The sequence below is a fragment of the Streptomyces sp. NPDC004051 genome (genome assembly GCF_053604275.1).
The window spans coordinates 298999-320413 of record NZ_JBSGHG010000002.1 but is presented as its reverse complement, the minus strand read 5'-3'; the positions used below and the strand labels follow the sequence as shown (position 1 = coordinate 320413).

The window sequence follows — 21415 nt, the reverse complement described above, 5'->3', positions numbered from 1 at the left end:
GACGGTCGCCGCGGGCGGAAGGTCACGGCCCCGGGTCGTCTTCCTTGACACAGCCGGCCTCTCCGGGGCTGCGACGGGCAGTCAGGAGTGTTCGGACAGTCGGCGGACGTGACTGGCGCGGCCGGTGACGAGGCGGTTCATTGGCAGGGTCGGCCGGACAGAACCGCTGCTCACCGCCCGGGTTCAGACCTTTGACATGGACGAGCAGCTGACTGAACCGTTCCAGGGCGGAGGAGACCGCCACGATCCCCGTGCTCACGGCTCGCCAGAGCCTCTGACCGTCGAAGCGCGGCAAGCGTTTCCCGGGGCCGGCCGACGGGGCAGCGCCCATGCCCTGGATGTGAAGGGTTTGTGGGTACGTGTTCACGAACGGTATTCCGATTGAACGCGGAGAGTGTCAGAATGCACGCGTTTCAAAAGCGGTGGAAACCCGCCCCGCTCCCGCGTGCTTGTCCCGCCATCACATCCCGCAGCAGCGGGCCGGAGGAACCATGACGCCATCTGCCCTGGACCTCAGCAAGGTGACCCACGTCGTCGTCGGGATCGGCATGGCCCTGCTGACGGACCTGGACCGGCTGCTGCCGGAGGGCAGCGTCCTGGTGCTGGACGAGGCCGAGACCGTCGAGGCCCGGCAGGGCAAGGAGCGCGTCTCCCGATTCGCCTGCGTGGCAGGGCTGTTAGAGGCTCCGACACAGGACGAGGCGAACGCCGAGCGGCTGCTGGAGACCGTGCCCCGCCCCGAGGGGATACGGGCCGTGCTGCCGGCCCTGGAGTACGGCGTCGTGGCCGCCGCCGCGCTGGCCGCCGGCTGGGGAGTCCCCGGCGCCGGCACCGGAGCCGCCCGCGCCCTGCGGGACAAGGCCGTCCTGCGCGAGACCGCCGGGGCGCACGGCATCGACCAGCCCCGCTGGGAGATCCTGGAGGGTCCCGAGGGCATCGACGCCTTCCGGAGCGCCTTCGGCGGCCGGTGCGTCGTCAAACCGGCCAACCGGCAGGCGAGCCTCGGGGTGCGGCTGCTCGACGCCGGACCGGAGGCGCCCGAGGTCTGGGCGGACCTGACGGCGGCGGACGAGAGGACACAGCGCGCGCGGTACGCCCTGCCCCCCAAGTACCTGGTCGAACAGCGCCTGGAAGGGCCTGAGTTCAGTGTCGAGGCGCTGGTGAGCGACGGCGCGATCGTCTTCGCCAACGTGACCGGCAAGAACGTCCTGCACGGCGACCGCCCCGTGGAACTGGGCCATGTGGTGCCGGCCCCGCTCTCCCCCGACCTGGCCGAGGCGCTGGTGGACGCCACCCGGCGGTTGATGGACGCCACCGGCTTCACCGCGGGCATGGTCCATGCCGAATGGATTCTGCACGGCGGCCGGCCCCATCTCGTCGAGTGCGCGGGCCGGCTCCCCGGCGACCGCATCCACCACCTGATCAACCTGAGCCACTCCTGCGACCTGACCGCGGAGTACCTCCGTGTCCTGGAGGGGCGGGCCCCGACCGTGCAAAGCGGTGCGCCCCGGGCCGCCGCCATCCGCTTCCTCACGGCGGGCCCCGGCACCGTCTCGGCCGTCGACGGCGTGGACGAGGCGCTCCGGGTCCCCGGTGTCGACGAGTGCCAGGTGTACGTGGAGCCCGGTGCCGAGGTGCGCGAGGTGGCCAGCTCCTGGGACCGGCTCGGCCATGTGGTCGCCGTCGGCGCAGACGCCGGCGAGGCGGCCTCCCGCGCCGAGGACGCGGCGTCGAGAATCCGGTTCGTCCTGGGGACGTCCGCGTGAGGAACTCCTTTCTCGGCTCGTTCGTACCCCCGGGGCCGGCGGGGAGACGACTGGCCGTCATCGCCTTCGTCGGCTCGCTCGGCACGGGCCTCTACCTCGCCAGCTCCGCCGTCTTCGCGGTCCTCCACGTCGGCCTGTCCCACACCCAGTTCGGCTGGGCGATGTCGGCCGCGGGCGTCGTCGGCCTCCTCGGCACCGTGCCGCTGGGCAAGCTCGGCGACCGGATCGGGCCGCGCCGCCTCCTGGTGATCCTCCAGCTCTGGCGCGCCGTGTGGTTCACCGTGCTCGGATTCACGGGTGACGTCTACGTGTTCACCCTGGTCGTCTGCTGCCTGGGTCTGGCGGAGGCCGCCATCGCGCCGCTCACCCAGGTGGTCGTCGCCTCCGCCGTCGGCGACGCGGACCGGGTCCGGACCAACGCGATCCTGCGGATGCTGCGCAACGCCGGGTTCTCCGTCGGGGCGCTGGCGGCGGCCCCGCTCCTGGTGGCCGGCACCGTGTGGGCCTTCCGGTCGGTCGTGCTCGCCAACGCGGTCTCCTTCGTCGTCGCGGCGGCCATCCTGTCCCGGCTGGACATCGTCGCCCCGGCCCCCGTCCGCAAGGCCGGCCGGGGGCTCCTCGCGGCGCTGGCGAGCCTGCGCGACCTTCCCTATCTGAGGCTCGCCGCGCTCAACACCGTCCTGGTGCTGCACATGTCCCTCCTCTCCGTCGGCATCCCCCTGTGGGTGGTGTCCAGGACGGACGCGCCGGTCGGACTCGTCGCCGTGCTGACGGCCGTCAACACCGTCATGGCGGTGCTGCTGCAGGTCCCGATGTCCAGGCCGGCCGAGACCGAGCCCGGAGCCGTGCGCTGCTTCTTCCGGGCCGGACTGGCCCTCGGCGTGAGCTGTCTCGGTCTGGCCTGGGCGGGGGAGGCGGACCGCTGGACGGCGGTCGCGGTCCTCGTCGCCTCGATGGTCGCCATGACCTTCGGGGAGATCCTCCAGTCGGCGGGCGCCTGGGAACTGTCGTACCGGCACGCCCCCGACGACCGGCGCACGGAGTACCTGGCCGTGTTCAACCTGGGCTTCAGCGCCCAGCAGATCGCCGGCCCCGTCCTCTTCACCGGAGTCGTGATCGCGCTCGGCGCCTGGGGCTGGGCCGCTCTGGCGGTGGTGTTCTGCGTCGCGGGAGCCCTGGTCCGTCCGGCGAACGACCGGCTCGCGGCACACCGGCGGCAGTCCGTCCCGGCGGCGGGCCCGAGCAGCACCGCCGTGGCCCCGGACGGCTGACGGGGGCGCGGCGGTGCTGCTCGGGCCCGGCCTCCGGCCACGGACCAGGCCGCGACCGGAGCCCAGGTCGCACGTCCGAGTGCCGGTGCCCCACGTTCGGGGGGCCGTCCCGTCCTGACGGGCACGGCGGGCGGGGGCAGTCAGGTGAAGAACCCCGGAGAGTCCCGCAGGGGGGCGGCGACGACGCCGGTCGGGTCCGCTCGGCGACCGGATCGGCCGCAAGAGCCACATCGTACGTACGTCGGTGTCCGCCGGACCGGTGGACACCGGTCCGGGTACCCGAAGTCACAAGCCCGCGGGTAACTGACATGAAGGGATGAACATGTACTCGTGGACGACGCCTGAACTCTTACCCGAAGAGGCGGCAGGGGGGACCGTCTCGGTCCCGGTGGCCTCGCTCTCACCCGGTGAGTCCCTGCGTTCCAAGGGGATCGACCGTGAGCACGTCCTGGCCCTGGCCGGCCTGGACACGCCCCTGCCGCCCGTCCTCGTCCGACGTACCGATCTGCGGGTGATCGACGGGATGCACCGGCTGCTGGCGACCACGCTGCGAGGCCGGGAGTTCATCGATGTGGAGTTCTTCGACGGAGCGCCCGAGGACGCCTACCTGCGCGCGGTCGAGGCGAACGTGGCCCACGGACTGCCGCTCAGCCTGGAGGACCGCAGGGCCGCCGCCCTGCGGATCATGGCGACCCATCCGCGGATGTCGGACCGCGCCGTCGCGTCCTCGGCGGGTCTCAGCGCCAAGGCGGTCGCGGGATTGCGTCAACGTTCAACTGATGCCGGGCAGCAGTTGAACACGAGGATCGGCCGCGACGGACGCATCCGACCGCTGAACTGCGCCGAGGGCCGGCAGCGGGCGGCGGAGCTGATGACCGCCGACCCGACGGCCTCCCTGCGGGAGATCGCCCGGCGCGCGGGCATCTCCCCGGCGACCGCGAGCGACGTGCGCAGACGCCTGCGGGCCGGGAGGTCCCCGGTACCCGAACCACGGGGCACGCAGCCGCCGGTGAAGGCGCTCGCCCCGCCGGAGGCCGTTCCCGCGGCACCGGACAAGCGGGGCACCGCGCTGCCGCGGGAGGCGGGACGCCCCGCCGGCCCCCCGCCGACGCAGGTCGTCCAGCACTCCAATCTCCTGCTGGAGAAGCTGCTCAGGGACCCGTCCCTGCGGCTGAAGGAGAACGGACGCCAGCTCCTGCGGTTCCTCCAGCAGAACGACGACGCCGAGTGGTCGCGCCTGGGCGCCGCCGTGCCGCCCCACTGCGTCCAGGCGGTGAGGACGCTGGCCGAGCAGTACGCGCACAACTGGATGGTGCTGGCGCAGAGCCTGGGGGACGACAACGCGGCGGACCAGGGAACGGCGGAGCCGGATACGACGATGGTCGTCGGCTGACGGCCGTCGGTTCCGGGGCCGGGGCCCCCGGGCCGCTTCCAGGTGACTCCCCGATTCCTTTGGCCGCTCCCGTTCCGTCGGTCCGGACGATTCCGTTCCCTCGGTCCGGACGATCCCGTTCCGTCGGTCCGTCCGGTCCCCTCGCCCGTCCCGGGACCGTTCTTCGAAGGCCCGTGCTTTCCGTGAATCCGGCGCGGGTCTTCGGTGTTCCTCGGCGCCTGCCGTGTTCATCCTTCGATTTCCTTGCCCAGCAAGCGGGTTCGAACACCCTTGCCTAGCCAGGGAGGTCGTGCGGATACTCTCCCGGGACGTTTCTGAAGGGCTCTCACGGAAATCCGCCGACGGCGCGGCTCCAGCGCACCGGCGTCACCCGCGAGCCGAACCGGAATACCCCATTGTCGGCCGAACGGGCGACTGCACCGTCGGCAGTACAGGAATCGGAGTTCGCGTGATCAGTCCGGAGTTCTCCCTCAGCGAAGAAGACGTCGCCGGCTTCAAGAAGCACGGCTTCCTGAAGTTCGAAAAGATCTTCTCGGACGACACGGTCGAGCACATGCGGAGCCTCAGCGGCTCGCAGGTGGCCCCGCCGTCCGACAACTACGGGTCGGGGTTCAGCAAGCTCAAGTACGACGTCGGCAACGACGACCCCGAGATCCTGGCGCTGATGGCCGACCCGGTCTTCGCCGACACGATGGCCCGCCTGACCGGCACCGACGTCTTCTTCACCCAAGGTCTCGGCTTCGAGCTGGAGAAGAACAAGAGCACCGGTTTCCCCTGGCACGTGGGAACGCAGAGCTTCGGATTCCAGCGGCGCGAGGACCCGGGCTTCACCATCTGGACCCCGCTGTGCCCCATCGACCCCGAGGGCCAGCAGGGCGGCATGAAGTACGTCTCCAAGGACCTGTTGTCCGGTGAGTTCGTCTACCAGCACATCAATCTGCTTCCCGGCTACATGCAGAGCGAGATCGCCGGCGGCCGGGACCTGGGATTCGCCGACTTCAGCGTGCTGAAGAACTCGGTGCTGAACTCCCCGGAGATGACGAGAATCCTCGACCACTACGCGGTCGAGGACTCCTTCGAGCCGGGCGACGCCCTCATCTTCGACAAGTACGTGATGCATCGCAGCGTCAAGCTCTCCGAGGGCCCCATCCCGTCGCGCCTCGCCTACGCGCTGCGCTTCTCGTCGGTCGAGAGCCGGTACGACAAGAACCGCGTCGACGCGCTCGCCTATCCGCGGGTCACCTTCGACTACGACGTCGGCAGCGAGTTCAACGAGAAGGTCGCCTCCGCCGACGGCGAGAGGGTCTACGACAGCCCGTACTTCGACGGCACGCGGGAAGCCCGGACCCTCGCCCGCCCGGCCGGCTGAGCCGTCTCCCCTCCCCCGGGCGCCGCCGCGCGGGCAGGGGCGACCACACCCCTGCCGGCCCGACCGAAGAGAGAACCCCGTGGCGAACAGCGTGGACGCGGACCGGATCGTCCTGAGGCCGGCCCGCCCGTCGGACAGCGCGTCCCTGGCCGCTCTCGCCCACGAGGCGTACGGCAAGTACCTGGGGCTCGTCGACGAACCCCCGGCACCCATCCTGCTCGACTACGACGAGGTGGCCTCCTCCGGCCGCGCCCACGTCGCGGAGGAGGACGGCCGGGTGGTCGGCATGGTGACGGTGGAGCGCGACGACCCGCACCTGATCCTGCGCAACCTCGCCGTGCGGCCGGCCTGCCAGGGACTGGGCATCGGCCGGTTGCTCGTCGCTTTCGTGGAGGACTCCGCCAGGGCGGCCGGCCTGGCCGGCGTGCGGCTGTGGACCCGCGCCGAGATGACCGACAACATCGCCTTCTACCGCCGCCTCGACTACGTGCTCACCCACTCCGAGCGGGGTGCGGGGGCGCATCGGGTCTTCTTCAGCAAGGAACTGGCCCGGACCCTGCCCACGGCCCTGGAACGTACTTCCTGAATCCGATCGACACGAAACGGAATGCAGCGATGCCCGAATCCATACCCGTCGCGGAACGGCTGGCGCCCACCTTCGCCGCGGAGGTCAAGGGACTGCCCCTCACCGCCGAGGTCATCCAGGAGGCCGGGCGGGCCATCTACGAGGCGTACCTCGCCCACAAGGTCCTGGTGTTCCGTGCGCAGGACATCGACGCCCGGACGTTCGCGCAGTTCGGCACCGTCTTCGGCCGGCCCGAGGAGCACCACGTGCTCAAGCTGCGCCACCCCGAGGAGCCCACCCTCACGTTCCTGTCCAACCAGGACGAGCCGGGCCGGAACAAGGAGATGAAGACCTCCGGCCAGGGCTGGCACTCGGACTACTCGTACAAGCTCGTCCCGGGCAGCAGCACCATGCTCCACGGCGTGCAGATCCCGTCCGAGGGCGGGGACACGCTCTTCGCCGACGGGGAGGCCGCCTTCGCCGCCCTGCCCGAGGAGCGCAAGGCGTACCTGCGCACCCTGCGCGTGCGCCACCACTACCGCTGGTCGCCCGACCGGGAGGACCCCTGGGCCCGCTGGAAGTACATCGGCCCCGAGGAGCGGAAGAAGACCCCGCCGGTCACCCACCCCCTCGTGCGGCGCCACCCGGACACCGGCCGCGAGACCCTCTTCATCCAGCCCCGGATCATCGGCAGCGTCGTGGGCATCGAGGGCCTGGAGGAGGCGGAGAGCACCGCGCTGATCGAGGAACTCGTCGGGCACATCACCAGCGCCCCCTACGTCTATCGCCACAAGTGGAGTCCCCTCGACGTGGTCGTCTGGGACAACCGCTGCGTGCTGCACTCCGCCACCACGAAGGACCTCGACGAGAAGCACGTCCGGCGTCTGCTGCGGCTGACCACGCACGGCCAGCCGGTGACGCCCTCCCTGCCCGAGACCGGGCACAGCAAGCTGGCCCCGGTCGGCTGATCCCGGCCCTCCGGGGCCCGCAGCCCGGTCGGCGGGCGCGTCACGCGCACCTCCCCGCGCCCGTCCGCCGCCGTTCCCCCGTCCGTCGCCGTTCCCCCGCCGGCCGCCCGTCCGCCGGCCGCCCGTCCCCTTCCGCCGGCCGTTTCCGCCGGCCGTTTCGAGAATCCCGGGTGAACCATGCCGTCCGCCGTCCCCGTCACCTGTTCCGACAGCGAACTCCACAGCCGGATGCTGGACATCCTGGCCCGCCTGGTGGGATTCGACACCACCAGCCACCGGTCGAACCTGCCCCTGATCGAGTACGTCCGGGGGCTCCTCGCGGAGCACGGGATCGAGAGCCGGCTCCTCGGGAACGAGGACGACACCAAGGCCGCCCTCGTGGCGACGGCCCGCAGATCCGGCGCCACCGGTCCCGGCGTGATCTGGTCGGGGCACACCGACACGGTCCCCGTCGACGGACAGACCTGGTCCGGCGACCCGTACACCCTGAGGATCGAGGACGGGCTCGCCCTCGGCCGGGGCACCGCCGACATGAAGGGCTTCATCGCCTGTGCCCTGGCCGTCCTGACGGCCGTCGACCGGGAGGCGCTGGCCGTCCCCGTCACCCTGCTGCTCACCTACGACGAGGAGATCGGGTGCGTGGGCGCCCGCCGGCTCGTGCCGGAGCTGAGCACCTGGGCCGACGACGCCGTCGGCTGCGTCGTCGGGGAACCCACCGACATGCGGGTCGTCGTGGGCCACAAGGGCAAGCAGAACCACCGTGTCCGCTTCCGCGGCGAGCCCAAGCACTCCTCCCTCGCCCCGCGGCTTCCCAACCCCGTCGTCGCCGCCGCCGCGCTCACCGGCTTCGCCCAGGAACTGAACGAACGGTTCCGCGCCGAAGGGCCGCACGACCCCCGCTTCCCCATCCCCCACTCGTGGATCAACGTCGGCCGGGTCGAGGGCGGGGTCAAGCCCAACATCGTGCCCGAGGAGTGCCTGCTGGAGCTGGAGATCCGCACGGTGCCGGGGCACTCCTGCGACGACGTCGCCGCCGAGCTGCGCGCCCACGCGGAGGGAGAACTGCTCGCCTCCCAGCGGAAGTTCTCCGAGGCCGCCGACGTACGGGTGGAACAGCTCTCCGACACCCCCTCGTTCGCCGTCCCCGAGGACCACGCCTTCGTCGGCTTCGTCCAGAGCGCCTTCGAGCGTCCGCTGCCGGTCCAGTACGTCCCCTTCGGCACGGAGGCCGGACTGCTGTGGGGCCACGCGGGCATTCCGAGCGTCGTCTGCGGGCCGGGCTCCATCGACCAGGCGCACACCCCCGACGAGTCCGTCCCCCTGGACGACCTCCGCGCCTGTCTGACGGCCCTCAGGTCCCTGCCCGTGACCTGACCGCACCACCCGGCCGGGACCCGGACCCGTCCCGTCCCGGCCCGCTCCAGCGACCCGCCCGGCCCGCCGCCCGCCCGCGGCGGATCCGTCCCGCCCGCCCGCCCGGACCGGGCACCCGCCCACGCGCCGAACGAAAGTGACCCCCATGAGCCAGCTCGCCCCCGCCCCGCCCGTGCCCCGGTCCGCACTCGGGGCGCGGTACCTGGAGCGACTCGCCCGCAGCGGCACCGACCCCCGGGCGCTCGTCGAGCCGGCCGCCGCCGACGAGCTGGTGACCGTCGCCTACGCGGGCCGCTTCGCGCCGGCGCCGGTCTTCCTCTCCGCCGCCGAGCGGGCCGGGCTCGCGGCGGACCTGCGCCAGGTCCACGCGCTGCTGACCGGGCTCCCCGACCGTCTCTTCGACGGTGACACCGGCGCCCTGGCCCGCACGGTCGGCATGTCACCGACCCAGACCGACGTGGTGACCCGCGCCGCGCGCGGCCCGCAGCGCCTGGAGCCGCTCGCCCGCTCCGACCTCTACCGCTCCGCCGAGGGCTTCAAGCTGCTCGAACTCAACATCACCAGCCCCCTCGGCGGCTTCGAGAACGCCGGCATCAACCGGGCCATGCTCACCCGCCCCGAACTGGCCTCCTTCGTCGCCGAGCACGGCCTCGGGTACGTGGACACCTTCCGGGGCATCGCCGCCACCTTCTTCACCGAGTGCGCCGCCCACCTGCCGGACGGCCGCCGCCCGCTCGTGGCGCTGTGCGACTGGCCCGAGAGCTTCCGCACCTACGAGCCCCGCCTGAAGGTGATGGCCGCGCTCTTCGACGAGCTGGACGTCGACGCCCTCCCCTGCCACATCGGCCAGCTCACCGAGCGCAACGGACGGCTGGAGCTGCACGGCCGTCCGGTCGACGTGGTCTACCGCTTCTTCCTCGTCGAGGAGATCGCCGGACCGCGCGAACGGGAGCTGGCCGCGCCCGTGCTGCGCGCGGTGGAGGAGGGCCGGGTCGGGATCTTCAGCCGTCTCGACGCCGAGCTGTACGGCAACAAGGGCGCCCTCGCCCTGCTGTCCGACGACCGGTACCGCCCGTCCTTCAGCGCCGGGGAACGCGCCTGCATCGACCGCTTCCTGCCGTGGACCCGCCCGGTCCGCGCGACCGCGACCGACGAGGACGGCTCCCCGGTCGACCTGCCGCGCCTCGCCCGCGACCGGCAGGACGACCTCGTCCTCAAGCCCACCCTGCTGCACGGCGGCACCGGCGTCGTGCCCGGCTGGACCGTCACCCCGGCCGAATGGGAGGCCCGGCTGCGGGACGCCCTGGACGGCCCCTACGTCCTCCAGCGCCGGGTACGGCCCGAACCCGAGGTCTTCCCCGCCGACGACGGCCCCGGCACCCAGGAACTCTTCCTCAACTGGGGCGTCTTCCTCACCGGCCCCGGAGTCGGCGACGGGGACGGCTACAACGGCTGTCTGGTGCGCGGAAGCACCGACCCCGAGGTGGGCGTGGTCAGCATGTCCGGCGGCGCCCGGGTCGCCTGCGCCTTCCACGGGACGCGGGGCGAGGACGCGTGAGGGCCCGGCGGGACACCGGACACCGAAGGGGACGCGCATGAGCATCGCCGTGGTCGACGGCCACTCCACGGGCCGGGCCCTGGTCGCCGCCCTGCGCTCGATGGGCGCCTCCTGCCTGCACGTGGCCAGCACACCGGACATGTCGACGTACTTCACCCGGGGCTTTCGCGCGGACGACTACGACGCCCTTCTGCCGGGGGAGGGCGACCCGGCCGCCCTCGCGGCCGAGCTGACCCGCCGCGGAGTCCGCCGCGTCGTCGCCGGCACCGAGTCCGGTGTCCTGCTCGCCGACACCCTCACCCACCTCATGGGCCTGCCCGGCAACCGCTTCGCGACGATCGCCGCCCGGCGCGACAAGGTCGCCATGGGCCGCACCGCCGCCGGGGCCGGTGTCGCCGTACCGCTCGCCGCCGCCTTCACCGACCCCGACGAAGGCGCCGACTGGTGCGCCCGCACGGGACTGACCGAGGCGGTCGTGAAACCCCCGAGCAGCGCCGGCACCGACAACGTGCGCTTCTGCCGCACCCCCCAGGAGGTCCGCGCCGCCTGCGCCACCGTCCTCACCACCCCCAACCTCTACGGCAGCCCCAACACCGTCGCCCTCGTCCAGGAGCGGCTGCGCGGCGTCGAGTTCTACGCCAACACCGTCTCCTACGACGGGGTGCACCGTCTGGCGGAACTGTGGCGGTACACCAAGCGCGACGGTGACCGCCCGGTCTACGACTACGAGGAGCCCGTCCCCGTCGGTTCCGAGGAGGGCGCCGCGCTGCGCGCCTTCGTCTTCTCGGTGCTCGACGCCCTGGGGGTGGCGACCGGCGCCGCCCACACCGAGGTCATGGCGACCGCCCGGGGACCGGTCCTGATCGAGAGCGGCGCGCGGCTGGGCGGCGGGACCACGCCGGCGGTCGTCGAGAAGTACTCCGGGGTCTCGCAGACCGGGCTCCTCGCGGCCTCGTTGATCGACCCGGCGGCCGTACCGGCCTTCGACGACACGGCCGTGACCTGGACCGGGGCCCTCCGTAACACCGCCCTGATCAACTCCGTGCCGGGTCACGTCCGTTCGACGCGCTGGGAGAACCGGATCACCGACCTGCCGACCGTGGTCTCCCTCACCCACGGGGTCCGGGAGGGCCAGTACCTCGGCGCCACCACCGACCTGATCGACTCGCCCGGCCACGTGTACCTCGCGGCCGAGGACCGGGCCGAGATCCAGCGCGACCACCGCGTCCTGCGCGCCCTGGAGAGCGAGGGCCTCTACACCGCCTGACCGCCCGCCGCCGCCGTCCTCCCGCACGTGAAAGGCACGAGATGAACCTGTCGCTGGGATTCCACTCCCCGGCCGGCAACGACGCGGTCCTCCTCCTGCTCCTCCAGATGTCCGTCCTGCTGGCGACCGCCGTGCTGCTGGGCCGGCTCGCCGCCCGGTTCGGCCTGCCCGCCGTCGTCGGCGAGCTGAGCGCCGGTGTCGTCCTCGGCCCGTCCCTGCTCGGCAACGCCGTGCCCGCCGCGACCGCGTGGCTGGTGCCCGAGACGGGACAGGTACGGCTGCTCGACGCGGTCACCCAACTGGGGCTCCTCCTGCTCGTCGCCATCGCCGGCGCCCACATCGACCTGGAGTCGCTGCGCAGCAGGGGCCGGGCGGTGTCGTGGGTCAGCGCGGGCAGCGTCCTGCTCCCGCTGGTCTGCGGCGTGGCGCTCGGCTGCGTCCTGCCCGGCGCCTTCATGGGCGGGTCGGCCGACCGCGTCACGTTCGCGCTCTTCATGGGCGTCGCGCTCGCGGTCAGCGCCCTGCCCGTCATCGCCAAGACGCTGCTGGACATGAACCTGCTCCACCGCGACGTGGGGCAGCTCATCGTCGGCGCGGCCGCCGTCAGCGACATCGTCGGCTGGCTCCTGCTCTCCGTCGTCTCCGCCACCGCCACCTCCGGCTTCCGCACGAACACGCTGCTGACCTCCGGGGGCGCGCTGGTGCTCGTGCTGGCGGCGGCCCTCCTGCTCCGGCCGGTGTCGCGCAGGCTGCTGCCCGACCGGGACGGGCCGGCCGGCGGTCCCGGCTCCCGGGTCGCCGTCACCGTGCTGCTGGTGCTGCTGTGCTCGGCGGGCTCCCAGGCCCTGGGCCTGGAGGCCATCCTCGGCGCGTTCCTCTGCGGCATCGTCATCGGTTCGCTGGGGATCGGCGCCCGCCGCGCGGTGGAGGCGGTACGCCCGCTGGTGATGGCCGTGCTCGCGCCCCTCTTCCTCGCCTCGGCGGGACTGAAGGTGGACCTGTCGGTGCTGAAGGACCCCGTGGTCCTCGGCATGGGCCTGGTGGCACTGGCCGTCGCCATCGGCTCGAAGTACCTCGGCAGCCACCTCGGCGCGCGGCTCGGCCGGCTCTCCCGGCCGGAGGCCCGGGCGATCGGCGTCGGTCTCAACGCCCGCGGGGTGGTCGAGATCGTCCTCGCCTCGGTGGGCCTGCAGCTCGGCGTCCTCAGCGTCGCCTCGTACACCGTGATCGTCCTGATCGCCGTGGTCACCTCCGTGATGGCGCCCCCGGTCCTGCGTCGCGCGACCTCCGGCATGGCGATCACGCCGGCGGAGACCGAGCGCGGCCGGCGGTTCGCCCCCGACGCTCCCGGGGCCAGGGTCGGCAGCACCCCGTGACCTCCCCGCCCGCGCACCCTCGCCCCGCGTCCGACCGGATCCGAGCCCTCCCGAAGGAGTCGTGCACCTGGACTCCGAGGAGTCGCCCGCCCCGGAGGGCTCCCTGCGCCCCCGGGTCGGCGAGCCCGTCGTGAGCGGCCGGCTCAAGGGCGGGTGCCCCCACTGCGGCGCCGTCCGGACCCACCCCTGGCCGGGCGCCACCGGACCGGAGCGCGGACCCGGCCGTCTCCCCGCGCGGGAGCGGGCGTTGACACCCGGAGACAGCCGGTGATCTTCTTCTGCCACCGCGCCGGCCGCACCGCCCCCGCGAGCGTGTTCGCACACGCCGCCCGCCCGCCGACGAGGCCCATTCTGCGACGGAGGAATCCGCTGTGACCCTTGTGATCATCGGGGCCAACCCCAAGGTGGCGCGCGCCGCCGGGACGCTCCCCGTCGACGTGGTCCACGTCCAGGCGCCCGGAGCCGCCCCGCTGGACGCGGGAACACCGACGGTCCTCGTGCACGACTTCCGGGACCCGGCCACCTTCCCCGCCTTCGTGGACCTGGTGCTCGCGCCGCTCGGCGTCGCCGCCGTCGTGTCGCTCTCCGAACCCGGCCTGGAACCGGCCGCCCTGGCAGCGGCCCGGCTCAAGGCCACCGGCACACCCCCGGAGGTGGTCCGGGCCACCCGCGACAAACTCGCCATGCGCCGCGTCCTCGCCCGCCGGGCCCCGCACCTCAACCTCGCCTTCGCCGCCGGGGACGACCCCGACGCGGTGGCCGCCCTGTTCGCCGCCCACCCCCGGGTGGTCGCCAAACCGGTGGACGGCTCGGGCAGTACGTCGGTGACCCTGCTGCACCGGGGCGAGGGCCTTCCGGCGGACCGCCGGACCTCCGCCACGATCGTCGAACAGTTCGCCACCGGCGCCGAGTTCAGCGTCGAGGCGCTCTCCCGCGGGGGCAGCCACACCGTCATGGGCATCGCCGAGAAGGGCACCGGCGACGGCTTCGTCGAGGTCAGCCACATGATGCCGCCGCCGTCCCTCGGTCCCGAACGGCGCCGGGCGGTCGAGCGTGCGGTAGGCGAACTCCTCGACGCCCTGGACATCACCGACGGCCCCAGCCACACCGAGGTCAAGGTCGACGGCGACCGCGTGACCGTCATCGAGACCCACAACCGGCTCGGCGGCGACGGCATCGCGGACCTCGTCCGGCTCACCACCGGCGCCGACTGGCGGCGGGCCGCCCTCGGCTGGGCCGTCGGCGTGGGCCCCGAGCGGGACGGGTCCGCCCCGGTGGCAGCGGCGGCGAGCGTGTTCCTCACGGCACCGGCGGGCCGGGTCACCTCGGTCGCGCCACGACCGGCGCCGCGCCATGCGGAGATCGTCGAGTGGGAGGTCACCGCGCGTCCGGGTGACGAGGTCCCCCCGCTGCGGTCCTCGGCCGACCGGCTGGGCATGGCGGTCCTCACCGCGCCCTCCACCGCGGCCTGCGCGAGGGCGGTGGACGAACTGACGTCCGCGCACGTGATCCGCACCGAACCCCTGCCCCCGGCACCGGGCGCGGCCGGCACCGGGCCCGTGTCCGGGACGCCGGGCACGGCCGGCACCGGGGCCGCGTCCGAGACACCGGGCACGGCCGGCACCGGGGCCGCGTCCGAGACACCGGGCACGACCCGCACCGGGCCCGGTGCCGTGACCGCGACGTCCGCCGCCACGGAGGCGCCCCGCCCCCGGGAGGCATCCGCCTGAGCGCCACGGTAGTGACGGGGGAGCCGTCGCCGGCGCCGGCTGGCTCCTGGGCGGCACGGTCGGCCCCGGCACCGTCGTCGCCGCCCTGGCCATGGGCCCGTTGGTCGGCTGCTTCCTGCCCCGGGTGGCCGTCCGCCTCGCCCCGCAGGCCCGGCCGGCGGCGTCCCGGCCGGCGGCGGGCTGCCGCGGTGCCGCGTAGCCGGCCGCGGCGGTCGGAAGGCCGGGCGAGCTGATGCGCCGGTGGCGGAAGGGCGCCGGTTCATCTCGTGGGGGCGAGCGGAAGGGCGTCGGTGTACGCGTTCGCCGGCTTGGCGACCTCCTCCACGGAACGGGCGTCGAGCGCGGCGGGCGCGGAGCTCGTGCCCAGGGTTCCGCCGGGGTGCCAGGTGCCCGTGACGGTCACCCAGGTGTCGGCCGGCGGGGCCGGGACGCGGTGGATCCGCACCTTCACGGACTGGGCGTCCGCCGCGCAGCAGGAGATGACGATCCGGTTCAGGAACCAGCTGTCGCCCCGCTTGTCGGAGCTGACGAAACCGGTCAACCGGACCGTACGCCCCTCGACGGCCCGCGTGCGGTCCTGCTGCACGCGGCGGGTGAAGTCCGAAAGGGTCATCGGAAGCGGCGAGGTCGCGGGCAGCGGGGCGAAGTCGTCCTCGTGCGTGACGGCGATGGCCTTGGGCGGTTGGCGGGAGGCGGTGTACGCGCCGAGAGCGGGCGGAGCGTAGAGCAGCAGGCTCAGCGCCGGAAGGAACAGCAGCCACGCGGCACGAGGCGCGCTGGAGTGGCTGTGCCCGTGGCCGCTGTCGCCATTGTCGCCGTTGTCGCCGTGGGCAGCGTGTTCGTCGCGTTCGTCGCCCTCGCGCCGTCGCGCGTACGACACCGCGTCCGCCACGCCGAGCAGGATCAGCAGGACGCCGGAGGCGATGAGCGGCGGGCGCATCCCCTCCTTGACGTACCGCAGGTACAGGTCGGTGAACAGGGACACGCGCAGCAGGCCGATGCCGCTGAGGACGAGCAGGGCCGCCTGGAACGGACGTCTCACAGCAGGGCTCCTCCGACCAGCACGCTGAGCAGAACCGCCACGACCACGGTGGCGGCGGAGAACCGGATCGCGAAGGCCCTGCCGAAGGTGCCCGCCTGCAGGGCGATCAGCTTCATGTCGACCACCGGGCCGACGACCATGAACGCCAGCCGCGCGGTCGGCGAGAACCCGGTGAGCGACGCGGCCACGAACGCGTCGGCCTCCGAACACAGCGCCAGCACGATCGCCAGCCCGGCCAGGAACAGCACCGACAGCCAGGGCGAACCGGAGAACGCGTCCAGCACGGAACGGGGCACCGCCACGTTGAACGTGGCCGCCGCCATCGCACCCACCACCAGGAAACCGCCCGCATGCAGGAAGTCGTGCTGGAAGCCGGCCCGGAACTCCCGCCACCGACTGCCGCCCGCCCGGTGCCCACCGCGCCGCACGGCCGGCTTCAGCCACTCGGCCCGCCCCAGCCACAACCACAGCCAGCCCATCGCCAACGCCGTCCCCAGCGAGGCCAGCAACCGGGCGGCGACCATGGCCGGGTTCCCCGGAAAGGCCACCGCGGTGGCCGTCAGCACCACCGGGTTGATCGCGGGCGCCGACAGCAGGAACGCGAACGCGGCCGCAGGCGTGACGCCCCGCCCGATCAGACGGTTCGCCACCGGAACCGACGCGCACTCGCAGCCCGGCAGCACGACTCCCGCCGCACCGGCCACCGGCACGGCGAGCACCGGCCGACGTGGCAGCACACGGTTGAACACCCGTGCCGGCACGAACGCGTTGATGGCGCCGGACAGGACCGTCCCCAGCAGAAGGAAGGGCAGCGCTTGAACGGTCACGGCGAGACAGATGGTCCGCCACGCCTGCATCACGGGCGTCTCCAGCCACCGGCCCCCGAGGTAGAGCACCGCGCCGGGAACAGTGGCCGCCCCCAGCAGCAGAAGCGGCCAGAACCGGAGCCAGCCGGGGGCGGCATCGTCCTCCACCGCTCCGCCCGCGTCGGCGGCCTCGGCCTCCCCGGCCCGTTCTTCTGTTCTCTGCATGCCAGCCCCGCCTGTCAGGTATTCCGATCAACATAACGGGCCCCGACGTACACGAAATCCGAACGCGCCCGGCCCCGTGAGGACGAACCCCGCCGTCGACGCGCGTACGGGGGAAGGAGACGTCACCGACCGTACGTTCCCCGGCGGTACGCTCACCCGCGGTACCCGCCGGCCGGGAAGGAACCCGCTCCGGCACGGGCTCATACCGTTGCCCGATCGCCTGGCCGACGGCCTGTCACCGATCTGCGGCCCACTCGTCCTGGACCGACATGCCGATCCCTCCCACGACGCCGACACCGCCCTCGCCCTCGCCCAGGTGATCGCGGCCTGCCGTCCTGCCGTCGGACGCCTGTCCCGACCCGCGCTCCACCGGGAACGGGTGCACCGGCACGAGCAGTACGTGCAGGAGACCGGAGCTCGACGCCCCGACAGGAACAGGAGCCGCCCTCGGCCCCTGGAAACAAACGGTCCGGGCGCCGGCCCGGACCGAGCGGGCGCCGCGGATCGGCGGCCGCCCTTCCAGCGGAAACGCACATGCCATGCCAGGTGGAGAATCACCCGGAGCGTGCGAGGCATTAGTGGGCTTTTACTTTGCATCTGCGGCAGTACCATCCATGTATGCACGGCTACCGGACGGGGAACGCGACCGCCTTGCTCGGCGTCAGCGCCGACACCGTGGGGCGGCCGGCCGACGGCGGAGAACCCACCGTCGGACGCGACGGGACGGGCCGCCGGATCATCCCCGGCACGGCCCTCCCGGCGTACGTCCGGCAGCAGCACCGGGCCGAGCGGAACCCGGTGAGCCCGGTGTCCCGGCGGTCGCAGTGATCAAGCCGACCCATGCGGTCGTCGAGGAACCGCAGACGAGTCCGTTCAGGACAAAGGGAGTTGGACCGTGATGATCCGTTCCGCGCGCCGGGACCGCCGGATGCTTCAGGTGACCGGCGCGGGCGTCGCCGCTCTGCTGGCGCTGAGCGCCTGCTCGTCGTCCGGCTCGGACTCCGGTGAGGAGCCCGGAAGTTCCGCCGCGACCGGCGGTTCGGACAAGTTGTCCGGGACCGTGAACGTCTTCGCCGCGGCCTCGCTGACGGAGAGCTTCACCGAGCTGGGCGAGGAGTTCGAGAAGCAGCACCCCGGCACTAAGGTCGTCTTCAACTTCGGCGGCAGCGACTCGCTCGCCGCGGGCATCACCAGCGGGGCCCCGGCCGACGTGTTCGCTTCCGCCAGCCCGAAGACGATGAAGGTCGTCACGGACGCCGGGGACGCGGAGGGAACGCCGGCCACCTTCGTGCGCAACCGGCTGGAGATCGCCACCCTGCCCGGCAACCCGGACGGGATCTCCTCTCTCGAGGACCTCACCGGGGACGACCTGAAGGTCGTGCTGTGCGACAAGGCGGTGCCGTGCGGCGCCGCGGCCGAGAAGGCGCTGACCGCCGCCGGTCTCGAGCTCACCCCGGTCTCCTACGAGGAGGACGTCAAGTCCGCCCTGAACAAGGTGGTGCTCAAGGAGGCCGATGCCGCCGTCGTGTACCGGACCGATGTGCGCGCGGCGGGTGACAAGGTGGAGGGCGTGGAGTTCCCCGAGTCGGCCGAGGCCGTCAACGACTACCCGATCACCCTGCTCAAGGACGCGCCGAACGCCGAGGTCGGCAAGGCGTTCATCGAGCTGGTGCAGTCCGCCGGGGGCCAGAAGGTGCTGACCGAGGCCGGGTTCACCGCACCGTGACCACGCCGCACGAGACCGGTGCCACGGCCGGCCCCCGTCCGGGCGGGCCGCGGCGCCGCGGTGTCCGGAGGGGGGCGGGGGTGAGGGGCGGGGCTCCCCTGCCGCTGCTCGTGCCCGCCCTGATCGGGTTGGCGTTCCTGGTGCTCCCGCTGGCCGCCCTGCTGCTCCGGGCCCCGTGGCAGAGCATGCCCGAGCTGCTGACCAGCACCGAGGTGTGGCAGGCCCTCGAGCTGTCGCTGATCTGCGCCACGGCGGCGACCGCGGTGAGCATGGTGATCGGCGTGCCGCTGGCCTGGCTGCTGGCCCGGGTCGAGTTCCCGGGGCGCGGTCTGGTCCGGGCCCTGGTGACGCTGCCGCTGGTGCTGCCGCCGGTGGTGGGCGGTGTCGCCCTGCTGACGGCGCTGGGCCGCAACGGGGTCGTGGGGCAGTGGCTGGACGCCTGGTTCGGGATCACGCTGCCCTTCACCACCGCCGGCGTCATCGTGGCCGAGGCGTTCGTGGCGATGCCGTTCCTGGTCATCAGCGTCGAGGGCACGCTGCGCGCCGCCGACCCCCGCTACGAGGAGGCCGCCACCACGCTCGGCGCCTCCCGCTTCACCGCGTTCCGCCGGGTCACGCTGCCGCTGATCGCGCCCGGCATCGCCGCCGGCGCCGTGCTGGCCTGGGCGCGGGCGCTGGGCGAGTTCGGGGCCACGATCACCTTCGCCGGCAACTTCCCCGGCCGTACCCAGACCATGCCGCTGGCGGTCTACCTCGCCCTGCAGCAGGACCCGGAGGCGGCCGTCGCCCTCAGCCTGGTCCTGCTCGCCGTCTCCATCGCGGTGCTGGCCGGCCTGCGCGACCGCTGGATGACCGCCTCATGACCGGAACGGAGAAGACAACCGTGCCCGACACGGACGGGGCCGCCGTCCCGGCCACCGAGGGGCTCGACGCGCGGCTCGTCGTCGAGCGCGGCGCCTTCCGCCTCGACGTGACGCTGACCGCGGCGCCCGGCGACGTGGTCGCCCTGCTCGGACCCAACGGCGCCGGCAAGACCACCGCCCTGCGTGCCCTCGCCGGTCTCGTCCCGCTCTCGGGCGGTCATCTGCGGCTCGACGGGCGGGAGTTGGACCGTACGCCGCCGGAAGCCCGACCGGTCGGCGTCGTCTTCCAGGACTACCTGCTCTTCCCCCACCTGACCGCACTGGACAACGTGGCCTTCGGTCCGCGCTGCCGGGGCGCGAGCAAGGCGCGGGCCCGGGCGCAGGCCGCCGAGTGGCTGGACCGCATGGACCTCACCGACCACGCCGCCGCCAAGCCGCGCCGGCTCTCCGGCGGTCAGGCCCAGCGCGTCGCCCTCGCCCGCGCCCTGGCCACCCACCCACGCCTGCTCCTCCTCGACGAACCGCTCGCCGCCCTCGACGCCCGCACCCGCCTCGACGTCCGCGCCCAGCTCCGCCGTCACCTGGCCGACTTCGAGGCCGTCGCCGTACTCGTCACCCATGACCCGCTGGACGCCATGGTCCTCGCCGACCGCCTCGTCGTCGTCGAGGACGGCCACGTCGTCCAGGAAGGCGCCCCCGCCCACATCGCCCGCCACCCGCGCACCGACTACATCGCCCACCTGGTCGGCCTCAACCTCTACCGGGGCCAGGCGCGGGGACACACCGTCCATCTCGACGACGGGCCCTCCCTCACCACGTCCGAGAGCCTCACCGGGCCGGTCTTCGTCGCCTTCCCGCCCAGCGCGGTGACCCTGCACCGGGAACGTCCCACCGGCTCCAGCGCCCGCAACGTCCGGCGCTGCGAGGTGGCCGGACTGGAGACCCACGGCGACCAGATCCGCGCCGACCTCACCGGCGAACTCCCCCTGACCGCCGACCTCACCACGGCCGCCGCCGCCGAACTCGACCTGCACCGCGGCGCCACCGTCTGGGCCACGGTCAAGGCCACCCAGACCCACGCCTATCCGGTCTGACGCAGCGGGCCGCGCGGGCACTTCCACGGGTTCTGGAACACGCCGGAGAACTGCCCGCGCCGGGCGTCAGGAGCGGCAGCCGGCTCGGGCGACGGCGCACTCCGCGTCCCCGAAGCCCGCGACCACCCGCGACCGGCCCCTCAGCGCTTCCCCGTAAGCCCGGAGCGTCACCCCCTCGGCCCGGTCCGCCTCGCCGTGCTCGATCGCGGAGACGCGGAGACGCGGAGACGCGAGGCACCGACACCCCCATGGGCGTGGCTGCCTGGCGCCGGGTCAGTGCCTGCCCGCGCCGGACCCCCGCGAGCTTGCGGGCGCGCACCTCCGCGGTCAGCCCGTCCACGGCCGCCCGCTTCTCCCGAGCCGGCTGCACCGGCAGCCCGGCGGCCTCGCGCCGCCCGCGCGCCCCGGGCCGGCCACTCCCCCGCCCTGGTGCGTACGCACCGCAGACCGACCCGCACCCCGGGGCAGCCGACGTGCTCCACGCCCGGGCCGACCTCGATGACACCCGCGGCCACACCGCTCGAATCCCCCGAACGCTGCAAGGCGCTCACCGGGAAGAGTGGCGTGGACAGGACACCGCGCCCGGGGGCCAGGGGCGGCTCGGGGTATGACACGGCGGCACGGGGCCGGTGCACAGGGCCAAGAGAAACGGGCCTCCGTTCGTTGCCGAGGGAACGTCAGGTGGCGTCCGCTGTGAGTCCGTTACGCCTTCAGGGGGAAACCGCCCCGGGATGCGGCGCGCCTCGCCCCGGAAAAAACTGTGGGCGTGGTGTTCTCCCCGGCTTTCTCCCGCTTGTGCGATCGAGGTTCCCGATGAATCCGAGTCATGCTGCCCGCCCACCTCACGGAACGGGGCGCCGGCCTGTCCTGCGCGGCCCGAGCGGGTACGACAAGGCCTGTGCACGGCGGGAGCTGGTACAGCGGGTGCTGGCGTGTTCGGCAGCGGGCATGCTGCTCACGGGCTGCTTCGCCGCCGGTCACACCGCAACCGGCGACCGGGCCGGACGCCCCCCGGCACAGGA

At 73.3% G+C, this 21415-nt stretch carries 18 protein-coding genes; 16 read left to right on the top strand and 2 right to left on the bottom strand.

Going from position 1 to position 21415, the window contains the following annotated elements:
• Positions 1–491 precede the first annotated feature (491 nt).
• From ACWEQO_RS05055 to ACWEQO_RS05000, 12 genes are all read left to right on the top strand, one after another.
• Positions 492–1766, top strand: coding sequence for an ATP-grasp domain-containing protein (locus ACWEQO_RS05055; protein ID WP_452979043.1), 1275 nt, complete (start codon positions 492–494; stop codon positions 1764–1766).
• Positions 1763–3037 carry an MFS transporter gene (locus ACWEQO_RS05050; protein ID WP_452979041.1) on the top strand — a complete coding sequence of 425 codons (1275 nt, stop codon included), beginning with the start codon at positions 1763–1765 and terminating at the stop codon, positions 3035–3037. The genes ACWEQO_RS05055 and ACWEQO_RS05050 overlap by 4 nt, the downstream gene beginning before the upstream one ends.
• A gap of 388 nt (positions 3038–3425) precedes the next feature.
• On the top strand, positions 3426–4430 hold the full coding sequence (locus tag ACWEQO_RS05045) for a transcriptional regulator (protein WP_452979038.1): 1005 nt from the start codon (positions 3426–3428) through the stop codon (positions 4428–4430).
• Between the two features lie 448 nt (positions 4431–4878).
• Positions 4879–5799, top strand: coding sequence for a hypothetical protein (locus ACWEQO_RS05040; protein WP_452979035.1), 921 nt, complete (start codon positions 4879–4881; stop codon positions 5797–5799).
• 79 nt (positions 5800–5878) lie between these two features.
• Positions 5879–6385: a GNAT family N-acetyltransferase gene (locus ACWEQO_RS05035; RefSeq protein WP_452979032.1), complete on the top strand. Its 507-nt coding sequence runs from the start codon at positions 5879–5881 to the stop codon at positions 6383–6385.
• A gap of 29 nt (positions 6386–6414) precedes the next feature.
• Positions 6415–7332, top strand: a complete 918-nt coding sequence (locus ACWEQO_RS05030) for a TauD/TfdA dioxygenase family protein (RefSeq protein ID WP_452979029.1) — start codon at positions 6415–6417, stop codon at positions 7330–7332.
• A gap of 177 nt (positions 7333–7509) precedes the next feature.
• The gene (gene argE / locus ACWEQO_RS05025; protein WP_452979027.1) at positions 7510–8706 is read left to right on the top strand and encodes an acetylornithine deacetylase; all 1197 of its coding nucleotides are present in this window, start codon (positions 7510–7512) and stop codon (positions 8704–8706) included.
• Between the two features lie 145 nt (positions 8707–8851).
• Complete coding sequence (locus tag ACWEQO_RS05020) at positions 8852–10264, top strand: hypothetical protein (protein WP_452979024.1); 1413 nt, start codon at positions 8852–8854, stop codon at positions 10262–10264.
• Positions 10265–10301: 37 nt separating this feature from the next.
• On the top strand, positions 10302–11531 hold the full coding sequence (locus ACWEQO_RS05015) for a hypothetical protein (protein ID WP_452979021.1): 1230 nt from the start codon (positions 10302–10304) through the stop codon (positions 11529–11531).
• Between the two features lie 41 nt (positions 11532–11572).
• Positions 11573–12907, top strand: a complete 1335-nt coding sequence (locus tag ACWEQO_RS05010; protein ID WP_452979018.1) for a cation:proton antiporter — start codon at positions 11573–11575, stop codon at positions 12905–12907.
• Positions 12908–12968: 61 nt separating this feature from the next.
• A complete protein-coding gene (locus tag ACWEQO_RS05005) occupies positions 12969–13178 on the top strand; it encodes a hypothetical protein (protein WP_452979015.1) in 210 nt (69 codons plus the stop codon).
• 100 nt (positions 13179–13278) lie between these two features.
• On the top strand, positions 13279–14637 hold the full coding sequence (locus ACWEQO_RS05000) for an ATP-grasp domain-containing protein (protein ID WP_452979012.1): 1359 nt from the start codon (positions 13279–13281) through the stop codon (positions 14635–14637).
• Between the two features lie 259 nt (positions 14638–14896).
• On the opposite strand, the gene ACWEQO_RS04995 is transcribed toward ACWEQO_RS05000, so the two are convergent.
• On the bottom strand, positions 14897–15679 hold the full coding sequence (locus ACWEQO_RS04995; protein ID WP_452979010.1) for a TIGR03943 family putative permease subunit: 783 nt from the start codon (positions 15677–15679) through the stop codon (positions 14897–14899).
• On the bottom strand, positions 15676–16710 hold the full coding sequence (locus ACWEQO_RS04990) for a permease (protein ID WP_452979007.1): 1035 nt from the start codon (positions 16708–16710) through the stop codon (positions 15676–15678). The genes ACWEQO_RS04995 and ACWEQO_RS04990 overlap by 4 nt, the downstream gene beginning before the upstream one ends.
• A 618-nt stretch (positions 16711–17328) precedes the next feature.
• Here ACWEQO_RS04990 and ACWEQO_RS04985 point away from each other — a divergent pair.
• The 4 genes from ACWEQO_RS04985 to ACWEQO_RS04970 all read left to right on the top strand — a co-directional run bounded on the left by ACWEQO_RS04985 (position 17329) and on the right by ACWEQO_RS04970 (position 20393).
• A complete protein-coding gene (locus ACWEQO_RS04985; protein ID WP_452979004.1) occupies positions 17329–17538 on the top strand; it encodes a hypothetical protein in 210 nt (69 codons plus the stop codon).
• Positions 17539–17608: 70 nt separating this feature from the next.
• Positions 17609–18436 (top strand): molybdate ABC transporter substrate-binding protein, encoded by an 828-nt coding sequence (modA, locus tag ACWEQO_RS04980; RefSeq protein WP_452979002.1) that lies wholly within the window; start codon positions 17609–17611, stop codon positions 18434–18436.
• Positions 18433–19299 (top strand): ABC transporter permease, encoded by an 867-nt coding sequence (locus ACWEQO_RS04975; protein ID WP_452978999.1) that lies wholly within the window; start codon positions 18433–18435, stop codon positions 19297–19299. The genes modA and ACWEQO_RS04975 overlap by 4 nt, the downstream gene beginning before the upstream one ends.
• Positions 19296–20393, top strand: coding sequence for an ABC transporter ATP-binding protein (locus ACWEQO_RS04970; protein ID WP_452978996.1), 1098 nt, complete (start codon positions 19296–19298; stop codon positions 20391–20393). Before ACWEQO_RS04975 ends, ACWEQO_RS04970 begins: the two co-directional genes overlap by 4 nt.
• Positions 20394–21415: the final 1022 nt, after the last annotated feature.

What these genes read in the sequence shown, in the direction of transcription:
- ACWEQO_RS05055 (WP_452979043.1), top strand. Translation starts at nt 492, where the DNA reads ATGACGCCATCTGCCCTGGACCTCAGCAAGGTGACCCACGTCGTCGTC.
- ACWEQO_RS05030 (WP_452979029.1), top strand. Translation starts at nt 6,415, where the DNA reads ATGCCCGAATCCATACCCGTCGCGGAACGGCTGGCGCCCACCTTCGCC.
- argE (WP_452979027.1), top strand. Translation starts at nt 7,510, where the DNA reads ATGCCGTCCGCCGTCCCCGTCACCTGTTCCGACAGCGAACTCCACAGC.
- ACWEQO_RS05020 (WP_452979024.1), top strand. Translation starts at nt 8,852, where the DNA reads ATGAGCCAGCTCGCCCCCGCCCCGCCCGTGCCCCGGTCCGCACTCGGG.
- ACWEQO_RS05015 (WP_452979021.1), top strand. Translation starts at nt 10,302, where the DNA reads ATGAGCATCGCCGTGGTCGACGGCCACTCCACGGGCCGGGCCCTGGTC.
- ACWEQO_RS05010 (WP_452979018.1), top strand. Translation starts at nt 11,573, where the DNA reads ATGAACCTGTCGCTGGGATTCCACTCCCCGGCCGGCAACGACGCGGTC.
- ACWEQO_RS04990 (WP_452979007.1), bottom strand. Translation starts at nt 16,710, where the DNA reads ATGCAGAGAACAGAAGAACGGGCCGGGGAGGCCGAGGCCGCCGACGCG.
- ACWEQO_RS04985 (WP_452979004.1), top strand. Translation starts at nt 17,329, where the DNA reads ATGCACGGCTACCGGACGGGGAACGCGACCGCCTTGCTCGGCGTCAGC.
- modA (WP_452979002.1), top strand. Translation starts at nt 17,609, where the DNA reads ATGATCCGTTCCGCGCGCCGGGACCGCCGGATGCTTCAGGTGACCGGC.
- ACWEQO_RS04970 (WP_452978996.1), top strand. Translation starts at nt 19,296, where the DNA reads ATGACCGGAACGGAGAAGACAACCGTGCCCGACACGGACGGGGCCGCC.